Source organism: Anabaena sp. CCY 9910, assembly GCF_963920875.1.
GTDB lineage: Bacteria > Cyanobacteriota > Cyanobacteriia > Cyanobacteriales > Nostocaceae > Trichormus > Trichormus variabilis.
The window spans coordinates 1-2,172 of sequence record NZ_CAWUDJ010000101.1; the positions used below are offsets into that span (position 1 = coordinate 1).

Annotated in this window: 1 pseudogene; it reads left to right on the forward strand. The window is 37.9% G+C overall.

The features are described from left to right. Positions 1–705: 705 nt before the first annotated feature. Positions 706–2,127, forward strand: a pseudogene (locus ACM5QX_RS29430) (ATP-binding protein); the annotation flags it as partial. Between the last annotated feature and the right edge of the window lie 45 nt (positions 2,128–2,172).

Here is a 2,172-nt window from a genome sequence, read left to right on the forward strand (position 1 = left end):
GTATCAAATTGTACCTAGCTAAATCAATTCATCCCCTTATTCAGCAACGCCGAAATATTTAGCTTCTTTAACGCAGAGTAACGCTGGGGTTAGCGCCAAGGGACGCAGAGATTTTCTCATGATAATTCGCTAGTCTTGGATGAAGGTTGGTAGTACTTATTTCATTTTCCGCGATTGGGGTGCTTGTTAGTACAGGTATCCCTTCGTCTTTTTGCAGCTATAATAAAGTATATTTTTATGACACTGAGATAGAATTTCTTGACAAATTAGTATTAAAAATGGCTGAAAGCTTTAATTTTTATGGTGTCGCTTAATGATTCTTGGAAAATTCTCTTCCTAAAGAGGGATTACTAATAGACCTCAAAATAAGCTTTATAGTAAGACTATGTACATTAATTTATTGGGGTTAATTATTTGATTATTGGTTATAAAAAATACAATAAACTCCTTCGGAGTAAAGGTTTGTCAAGCAACAGTGATTGATTTCATTGATAATAATGATAATCAAAATAATAAGTATGGCTGGTCAATATCTGCGAAATCTAATCCAGATGATTTTCCTGAGCATATCTAAGCAGAGAAGAATATATATATCATTCCTAAGATTTAGGTATAAATTCCTTCATCTAGCCAGTTACTTTTAAGGCAGTAGAAAATACTGGTTTGGAGTTGTGGAATTGCCAATAAGAGACGCAGGAGTCAGGAATGAACCAAAGTTTAGTCAGAGTGCTATTGGTTGATGATGGTGAAAGTGATTACATCTTAACTTGTAATTGGTTCAGTGAATTTCGGGTAGCTAACTGCGAGTTAGAATGGGTAGATAATTATGAAGCGGCAAAAGTAGCGATCGCCAAAAATCAGCATGATATATATTTAGTAGACTATCGTTTAGGCCACCGCAGTGGACTAGAACTGTTACGTGAAGCAATTGTCGATGGCTGCACCTCTCCGATAATTTTGCTCACGGGTCAAGGAGACACAGAAATAGATATAGAAGCCATGAAAGCGGGAGCGGTAGATTATCTAGAAAAGAACCAACTGAATGCACCTCTCCTAGAACGTTCTATTCTCTATGCTATCGAGCGTAAACAAATAGAGAAAAAAATTCGTGAACAAGCGGCGCTTTTGGATATTGCCAATGATGCCATTTTTGTACAAGATTTAGACGGGAACATTTTATTCTGGAACGAAGCAGCAGCAAGGCTTTACGGTTGGCAAAAAGCAGAAGCAATTAACAATAAAATTCAAAATCTCTGGCAAGAAAAAAACTTAGCCTTATTGCAAAAATCACTAGATGAACTACAGCAAAAAGGTTCATGGAAGGGAGAATTATATCAAACCACAAAATCTGGTAGAGAAATTATTGTTGAAAGCCGTTGGACATTAGTACATGAGTTTGGAAATAAATCCCAATGTATACTCGTTGTCAACACAGAAATCACCCAAAAAAAGCAACTAGAAGCTCAATTTCTTCGCGCTCAACGATTAGAGAGTATTGGCACCCTAGCGAGTGGTATTGCCCATGACCTCAATAATGTTCTGGCTCCTATTTTGATGACAGCACAACTTTTAGAGTCACAAATCAAAGATGAACGTTCTCAGCGACTATTGCCAATATTGATTACTAACGCTAAGCGCGGGGCTAACTTAGTTAAACAAGTATTATCATTTACTCGCGGTCTTGAAGGTGAACGCACCTTATTGCAATTGAAACACTTGGTTGGAGAAATTCAGCAAATTATTAAAGAAACGTTTCCCAAATCAATTGAATTGGCGGCGCACATTTCCCAGAATCTTTGGACTGTTTCTGGTGATGCTACCCAATTACATCAAGTACTGATGAACTTGTGTGTTAATGCCCGTGATGCGATGCCCAAGGGTGGTACTTTGAAAATCACGGCGGAAAACTTCTTGATAGACGAAAATTATGCCAGAATGAATATAGATGCCAAAGTTGGCCCCTATGTAGTAGTTACAGTTACTGATACGGGAATTGGTATTTCCTCAGACATACTAGATCGGATATTTGAGCCATTCTTCACCACGAAAGAATTGGGTAAAGGCACAGGACTAGGACTTTCAACCGTACTTGGCATTATTAAAAGTCACGGCGGTTTTATTGGCGTTGCATAATAGAGGGATGAATTGAGGTCATCTACTGTGCAATGTCCA